Annotated in this window: 5 protein-coding genes; 1 reads left to right on the top strand and 4 read right to left on the bottom strand. The window is 42.1% G+C overall.

Translation table 11 applies throughout. From position 1 onward, the window contains the following. The first annotated feature begins 186 nt into the window (after nucleotides 1-186). The gene (locus ACTRWE_RS09090; protein ID WP_462879875.1) at nucleotides 187-333 is read left to right on the top strand and encodes a phage integrase N-terminal SAM-like domain-containing protein; all 147 of its coding nucleotides are present in this window, start codon (nucleotides 187-189) and stop codon (nucleotides 331-333) included. 104 nt (nucleotides 334-437) lie between these two features. Here the strand turns inward: ACTRWE_RS09090 and ACTRWE_RS09085 are convergent, their stop codons facing one another. From ACTRWE_RS09085 to ACTRWE_RS09070, 4 genes are all read right to left on the bottom strand, one after another. Continuing rightward, nucleotides 438-2,156 carry an alpha-amylase family glycosyl hydrolase gene (locus ACTRWE_RS09085; protein ID WP_462879874.1) on the bottom strand — a complete coding sequence of 573 codons (1,719 nt, stop codon included), beginning with the start codon at nucleotides 2,154-2,156 and terminating at the stop codon, nucleotides 438-440. A 70-nt stretch (nucleotides 2,157-2,226) separates the two neighbouring features. Next, nucleotides 2,227-4,632: a glycoside hydrolase family 15 protein gene (locus tag ACTRWE_RS09080; RefSeq protein ID WP_462879873.1), complete on the bottom strand. Its 2,406-nt coding sequence runs from the start codon at nucleotides 4,630-4,632 to the stop codon at nucleotides 2,227-2,229. Between the two features lie 51 nt (nucleotides 4,633-4,683). Further along, the gene (locus ACTRWE_RS09075) at nucleotides 4,684-6,171 is read right to left on the bottom strand and encodes an MFS transporter (RefSeq protein WP_008110564.1); all 1,488 of its coding nucleotides are present in this window, start codon (nucleotides 6,169-6,171) and stop codon (nucleotides 4,684-4,686) included. Beyond that, nucleotides 6,164-8,053 carry an alpha-amylase family protein gene (locus ACTRWE_RS09070; RefSeq protein WP_462879872.1) on the bottom strand — a complete coding sequence of 630 codons (1,890 nt, stop codon included), beginning with the start codon at nucleotides 8,051-8,053 and terminating at the stop codon, nucleotides 6,164-6,166. The genes ACTRWE_RS09075 and ACTRWE_RS09070 overlap by 8 nt, the downstream gene beginning before the upstream one ends. Between the last annotated feature and the right edge of the window lie 85 nt (nucleotides 8,054-8,138).

The raw sequence follows: 8,138 nt of genomic DNA, 5'->3' as shown, positions 1-8,138 counted from the left end.
GCCAACGTCACGCTAATATATTTATTAATTACTTTTAACAAATAACTTAACTCATTGCTAGCTATAATTATTTTTTGCTACTAAATATTATATGAAAGATGAAAATGCGCTCGTCGCTCATTTTCTTGAATATAGAAGGAAACAACTAATCTATTTATTTATACAGCCTTAAGCATTGATGATGATATGAAAACGCGTTCCCCATTTTTAATTTATATCGCTTATTATATGTTGGTACGTCAGTATTCATTACGTACCGTGGACAACTACCTGAGGTGGATTGCATCTTATATTCATTTTTATGATAAGCGCCATGACGCCAGAGGAAGTTAAGCGACTTATGACTCATTAAAATGCGCTATAAGTTGGGGGTAATGCAATTAAAGCATATTCACAAAAGGGGCTAACGTATGTTAGCCCTTTTGTGTGTTTTTTATTTATAGTGTGTTGTTTAGTAACAATAAACCATAGCCAGCGAGTTGCTCGCCATTGAGGTCGTGTTGCCAGTTAGGCGTTAACCCATCGCGTTTAATACTATTGATGCTTTGCGGGTTAGCGGTTAAGTTAAGCACAAACATACTTTTACTGCCGTTTAACTCGCGGGTTATTTCAACAAGCCCGTTGTTATGCTGTGTTAATTCATAACTGCCTTTAATACCCAGCTCTGGGCGCTGTTTTTTTAGTGCTATTAAATGCTGATATAAACGCCACAGTGAATTAGATTGTGCTTGTTGCGCTTTTACATTGCGATCAGCAGCATTAATTTGCTGTGCTAAATATTCAGGCCACCACTGGGTGTAGTTATCACCAAACAGTTCAGCCTGCTCAACCCAACTTGTTTGAGCTTGAGTAAAACCAGCTTGGTTGCTGTTATTCCACTGCATTGGTGCGCGTTTATACACATCATGACCTGTGCCACCTTGTGTTAAGCCTATCTCTTCACCGTAATAAATATACGGCGTGCCAGGAGAGCTAAATAACATGGCGGCGGCAAGTTTTGCCTTATCGTCGTGTTCAGTAAGTTGATAAGCCACTCGTTCTTGGTCGTGATTAGTTAAAAACGGTGCAAAAAAATCAAGTGGTGCAGTTGAACCAATACGCTGTTGTAAATTTTGTTTGAGCACATTGGCATCAACTGTATTCACTTGTTGATTAGATTGCATAGTGCCAAATTGCGCTTCACCACTGGCGTCGGGTTTTAATAAGCCCAGTATTTTATAGCCAACTTCAAAATCAAAGCCTTGATCAAGCCCTTTACCTTCGCCGTAGTATTTTGCTGCAACGGGAATGTCTGCCCAAGCTTCACCCACTAAATATGCCTCTGGATCAACGCTTTTTACGTATTGGTTAAAGTGCTGCCAATATGCAATGGTTTCGTCGGTATCGGCTTGCGCATCTGCGCCACCTTCCATTGCAAAACGAACTGCGTCTAATCTAAACCCTGCAACGCCTTTATCAAGCCAAAACTTAGCCATTTTTTCCATTTCGGCAACAACATCTGGGTGGCGTAAGTTCAAGTCAGGTTGGCTTGCTCCAAACGCACCATAGTAATACTGCTGGCGTGTTTCATTCCAATGCCATACTGCATCGGGTTGGTCGTTATTACTCCATGCGTGGCCCCAGCCACTTCCAGCTTTTGGCATATCGTCGCGCCAAATAAAGTAATCTGCATAAGGGGCTTCATTATTTGCTGAACGCTGAAACCATTCATGGTTACTTGATATATGGTTAATAACTAAATCAAGTATGACTTTCATGCCTTTGTCGTCAGCAGCTTTTATAAAAGCTTCAAACTCGTCCATGCTGCCGTAGTCGTTTTCTACTTGGTAAAATTCAGTAAAATCATAACCATGATAAGAAGGTGCTTCAAACATTGGGGTTAACCACAATGCGTTAACGCCAAGCTCTTGTAGATACGGGAGCTTTTGGGTCATACCATTAAAATCGCCATGACCATCAGCATCGCTGTCGTAAAAACTGCGGGGCCAAATTTGGTAAAAAATGGCGTTTTCCCACCACGGGTTTGCTTGTTGTTCAATATTTAGTGGCGATGTTTCGGTGTTATTCGTGTAGTTATTTAATGATGGTGCGCTTTGGCAGCCTGTTAGCATGATTGCTAATGCTAATGCTAATGCGCTCAAGGTAAATGTTTTCATTTCAGCCTCGTTATTATTGTAATAAATAACATAGCCGTATTTTACTACGGCTATGTTAGTTAGTTTGCGGTTATTTTAGTGCTTTAGTTACCACCGGGTAATGATCCCATACTTGTTTGTCGCTTAATGAGCGCACTAGCTTAACGTATTCCGCATGTGTCCACGCCAATGGTGTGGCCGAGTTTGTACCTTCGCCTAACGTGTAACCCGCTTTATTAATACCTACACCATCCCATACTTGTTCAGGTAGCATCATGCCTTGGTTGGCAAATTGCTCTAGGCCTTTTACATAACTATTTTTAATAGCCTGCTGTTTTGTTGCATCTAAACTATTATTGGCATTTGCTGCGGCAATTTCGTAATGACCTCGTTCACCGGTAAAAAATGGCCAAACTCGCCCACGTTGTCCTGGGCTATTTTCTCCACCTTGCGCATAGTTAGCGCCCGTTACTTCGTCTTCACCGTATCCGTCGTTACCATAGCGGCGGTAGCCTGCAAATGTGCCGCTGCCGTCAGTAAACTCAAAGCTGTATTTAACTTGTAGGTTATCTGTTAGGGTTTCATCATCATATTCTGGCAATGTTTTTACTATGCTAGGCGCTAGCGCATCACGTACGCCATAGCGAACGAGTTCTAAAAATCCACCATCGAGTATTTGCTTTTTATTAAACCCTTCACGGCCATTATTAGCGTTAATTTTAGTATTTGAATTGGCGTCTTTATCTTGGCCAATACGAATAAAATATTCACCATCAGAGGCACTCGACTCTAAATTACCAGCCGTTGTAAACATTAATTTTTCAATATCATTGTTATAACGCTTAGCTGTATTTAGGTAACGTGTTGCATTGGCATTATCACCTGCTAGTTTAGCGATATCGGCTGCAGTAATTAAACCGGCAACAACAGCTGCGGTGGTTGATGGCGAATACCCTTCTTGCTCTTCCCAGCGTTCTTGCTGAGTGGCTGGCGGCGTTATTTGTGTATCGTTCCACAGAATGTTTGCACGACCACCCTCAACTAAAAAATCTGCCGCAGGTTTTAACATACGGCTATACCAATCGCTGAGCTCTGCATCACTTAATACACCTGCCTGATGGAGTTTCCAAGCAAGCATAAGTGGCATTGCTGTTTGGTCAAGCTGTACGCCTACCCATTCAAGTTCGCCATCTACGTGTGTTTTTTGTAAAAACCACCCAGTATCACCTTTATTGCCCGGGGTTTTGCTGTTTACTTGAACTTTTTCAAGGTATTCAAATGCGGTTTTAGCGGTCGCATTATCGCCCATGGCCATAAATGCCATGGCAACTTGATAAAAGTCGCGTACCCATACTGCTTTATAACCAGTCGAGCCCGTTTTCGCCGATACGGTTTCGCCCCATGGGTTAGATAGAGAGGCAATAAGTGCCCCAGCATGAGTTTTGTCTTCTTGCGCTTTTAACACCATAGCACTGGTATAAAGTAATTTGCCGTTATCTGCGGTTTGTTCGCTCATGTTATTTAGCGGTGCAAGGCTTTGCAGGTAGTCTTGCCAACCAAGTGCTTCGCCTTTACCGTTGTAATTATCAAGCACAGCTTGGTAACCTTTGGCTAGCGTAGCTTGGCCTTGTTTAAAGCTGGTTTGTTCGCTATTGCCAAAACTTAGGCTTAAATCGAACTGGCTGTTTTCACCAATTGCACCCAGCTCTGCAAGTAAACTAACATTCCCCGATTGTTCACCGGTAGTTTTATAAACGCGGGTAAGCTGCTGAGTTGTTTTAAGCTGGCTTAAACCATCACTCACACCTGTAAAACCAACACTTGTTTGTTTAAATGGCTGTGCACCTTGCAATGACAAGTAATTATCGCCCTGCCACGCTACCAAACCTTGCTCGGTGGTTTTTGCAAAGTCATCTAAGCCGTTGTTGTTTATATACGGGTTAACTCTTACATATGCTTTTACACCGTCAAGCTGGGTATTAAAAATACTGCGTACAAATAAGCTTTGACCGTCTGGATCGGTAAATATATGTTTTTCGAGGCTAAAGCGACCTTGCTTATCTTTGCTTACTACTTTGTATGCTAATGATAACGGGCGGCCTTTATCATCTTTGTATAAGTAATCAATGGTAACGTCTAAATCGTCAGCTTCAGTGACTGTAAAATCTTTTCCGACTACAACAAATTGCATGTCTTTAATTTGCGCTTGATGAATAAGCCCGAACATGGTTTCGGTGATCATGCCTTTGGCAATCGAAAACCATACTTTTGATACAGGGCCTGTTGCGGCATTGTCGCTATAAGCCCCCTGTTGGTATTGCTCAAATGACGTACCAATTCCTGTTTTACCTGAGTATGCCCAAAATGGCTCTGCACCTGGTGCCCCCGGTGCGCTTAGTTGCTCGGTAACTTGCGTATTATTAATCGCTTGCTCTGAGCTACATGCCGTTAGCCCAAGCATAAATAAAGTTGCGGTAATGATGTTGTATTTTTTCATGTTTAACCCTTAATTCTTTTTTATTAGTCATTAACTGTGCAAAGCAAGTCGCTATTGCGTATGTTTAACGCGCAATACCGCAACTGCTGCAAGTATCCACGACACTGCGCCCAGTACTAATGCGTAAATAGGTTGGTTTTCAAAAAAGTGACGTAAAATGAGGCCCAGTACACTGGCTGCGAGTAATTGTGGGATCACGATAAAAAAGTTAAATATTCCCATATACACGCCCATTTTTTTACTCGGTACTGATGAGCTCAACATGGCATAAGGCAGCGATAAAATTGACGCCCACGCAAAACCAATACCTATCATTGGCCAAATAAGTAATTGCGGATCGGGTATCACAATAAAACTCGCTAGGCCTAAGGCACCTAATACTAGGTTGATGGCATGTGCTAACTTTAAGCCTAAACGCTTTACGATGATCGGAATACATAACGCAGCCAATGCTGCAAAGCCGTTATAGGCTGCAAATAAAATACCCACCCAATCAGCGCCATCATTATAAGCAAGGGAGCTGGTATCACTGCTGCCATAATGAAAGCTGGTTACTGCTGAAGTGGTATAAATCCACATTGCAAATAAGGTAAACCAACTAAAGAACTGCACCCAAGCAAGCTGTTTCATGGCCTCTGGCATGATAAATACATCATTTAATACTTGGTAAAAGCCATTTTGTGTTTTGTTTTGTCGTTGTAATTGCCCAGCAATAAATTGGATTATACCAAAACAGGTGAGGCCAGCGGCCAGTAAATAAAGTTCTTTCTCAAGTGAAAGACTTAGCACCAACACTAAAATAGCTAAGCCCAGTAACGTAAAGACTATGGCACCTTTATTGAAATTAACAGGTTTGTTGGCAGTGCTTGTTGTTGCTTGTTCAACATGATCATTAAACGCTTCAAGCTGCTCTGGTGAGTATTCTTTTGTGGTAAACACGGTCCAAAATACCGCAACAATTAACACTACAGCACCAAAGTAAAATGAGAACTTCACTGAATCAGGAATTTGCCCAACTGGCGCAGTGTTAGAAATATCAAACCAGTTTGTCATCATCCAAGGTAACGCCGAGGCCACCACTGAGCTAACACCTATAAAAAAGCTTTGCATGGCGTAACCTGTGGCGCGTTGCTTCGTTGGCAGGTTGTCACTCACTAATGCTCTAAATGGTTCCATTGTGACATTGATAGAAGCATCCATAATCCACAACATGCCCGCTGCAATCCATAAAGTAGGTGAATTAGGCATAATAAACAGCGCGAGCGTGGTTAAAATTGCGCCATAAAAAAAGAACGGGCGACGACGGCCTAGTTTGCACCATGTTTTGTCGCTCCAGTAACCAATAATAGGTTGTACAATTAAACCTGTTAGTGGTGCTGCAATCCATAAAATTGGAATGTCATCAATATTTGCACCTAAGGTTTGAAAAATACGGCTGACATTACCGTTTTGTAATGCAAAACCAAATTGAATGCCTAAAAAGCCAAAGCACATGTTCCATATTTGCCAAAAGCTTAGGTTAGGTTTGTTATTATTCATTATGTGCTCCAGTGGTCAATACTGCACTGCTAAGCGCATTTAACGTTAAACTGATTTTTACTTGCTCAGGTGTGATTGTTAACACGGCAGTTTGATTGGCTTCGAGCAGATCAAGTAATTGCTGCTCTGCCTGTTTGTAGTTTGCTAATGTGTTAAGTGGAATATCAATACTTACCGTATTTTTTTGCTCGGCAAAGTTGCTCACCACCCAAATGTGTTGTTGACCAATACTGCGGCTAAACGCGGCAACTTGGTCGCTACCTGTCACCGTTAACGGGTGCATGTCACCGGCAACAACCGCAGGATGTTTACTCAACGCCATAACCGCTTTGTAATATTCACGTAACTGACTTTGCTCGGCAGTTAATGCGCCGCCATCAAACTTGCCGTTGTTCATCCACGCTTGATGCGCTGGCACGCCAATATAATCAAAAATACTGGTGCGAGTTGGTTTGCCAAAACCAGCCTCTTCAGAGCCATCTTCACCTACATCTTGGCCAAAATATAACAGTGTTGGCGAGCGGCTAATAAGGTTTGATACTACCAATGCGGGTTTGCCCTTTTCACTGCTACCTGCAAAATCGGGGCTGGCAATGCGTTGTTCGTCATGGTTTTCTAGAAAATGCAGCATGTGCTGTTCAATATCTGCCACTTGTTGCTGTGCTGCAAAAATGCTGCTCGCGGCTTGAGTACCTTGCATTACGGCCTTTAGGGTGTCGTAAAAGCCCACTTTATCGTACAAGTAGTCCATTTTGCCTTGCTGGATATACGGGCGATATAAAGCTGGGTTGTATACTTCGGCTAGTAAAAATGCCTCTGGGTTGTGCATCTTGATAGATGAATTTAAAAAGCTCCAAAACTCCACGGGCACCATTTCAGCCATATCATAACGAAAACCATCTACGCCTTTATCGAGCCAATACAAGGCGATATCACGAAATTTATACCAGCTGTTTGGCAATTCTTTATCTTGCCAAAATTCAAAGTGCGCGCGTAAATCTTGATTGGCATAATCGCTTGGTAACGTTGGAAAGTCGTAGCTACCATCGGGTTTTACGCCGTAGTTAACTTTAACCGTTTCGTACCAGTCGTTTATATCAGGCTTTGGAGCACGTGCACCATTGCCAGTCCATTTTGCTGGGATTTCAGTAAATTGACCATCGGCTAAAGGGTGTTTGTTGCCACCTAACACTTGGTAACTGTCGCTTGTTGGTACTTTAAATGATTCACCCGGTACATAGTAAAAATTATTATTTTTAGCATACGCCTTGCTGGTATCATCGTCCTCACCAAAGTCTTTCACGCCGTTAGGCTTTGCTATTGAGTGATAATCTCGAGCCACATGATTAGGAACAATATCAATAATTACTTTCATGTCATGCTCATGAGTACGCTCAATTAGCGCGCTGAACTCTTCGAGTCTATTGGTAACATTAATTGCCAAATCAGGGTTTACATCGTAATAATCTTTTATTGCATAAGGCGAACCTGCACGCCCTTTTACCACATCAGGATCGTCTTGTTTTATACCGTACTCAGTGTAATCACCCACCAAGGCATGATGCAAAACGCCGGTGTACCACACATGCGTGGTACCTAGCTCTTTAATGCCTTTAAGCGCTGCGTCGTTAAAGTCAGCAAACTTACCTACCCCATTTTGCTCTTTGGTTCCCCATGGCACGTTGGCTGTTTGGGTATTACCAAATAAACGGGTGAATACTTGGTAAACCACCGGCTTTGAATGTTCGTTAACTTGTTCAGCTACTTTTTTGTCGGCACTGGGGGTTGTGGGCTCACCTGAGCAGCTCGATAACAATAAGCTACTAGCTAATACCCATGAGCCATATTTAAATGTACTAATTGTGGTTTTGTTTGTTGTCATAATGTTCTTACTTAGATCTGACGTTTTAATGGATTGTCATTTAAACGTCATTTTTATTATAAATTTAATACTAAAGTGAACAGCC

Source organism: Pseudoalteromonas sp. G5_S1_54_S4 (assembly GCF_054968565.1).
Note: the sequence above shows the minus strand (reverse complement) of the source record. Positions and strands in the feature narration are given on the sequence as shown.

Bases quoted from the DNA above. Each gene is read 5' to 3' on its own strand.
- ACTRWE_RS09090 (WP_462879875.1), top strand. From the start codon at position 187: ATGAAAACGCGTTCCCCATTTTTAATTTATATCGCTTATTATATGTTG.
- ACTRWE_RS09085 (WP_462879874.1), bottom strand. From the start codon at position 2,156: ATGAAAACATTTACCTTGAGCGCATTAGCATTAGCATTAGCAATCATG.
- ACTRWE_RS09080 (WP_462879873.1), bottom strand. From the start codon at position 4,632: ATGAAAAAATACAACATCATTACCGCAACTTTATTTATGCTTGGGCTA.
- ACTRWE_RS09075 (WP_008110564.1), bottom strand. From the start codon at position 6,171: ATGAATAATAACAAACCTAACCTAAGCTTTTGGCAAATATGGAACATG.
- ACTRWE_RS09070 (WP_462879872.1), bottom strand. From the start codon at position 8,053: ATGACAACAAACAAAACCACAATTAGTACATTTAAATATGGCTCATGG.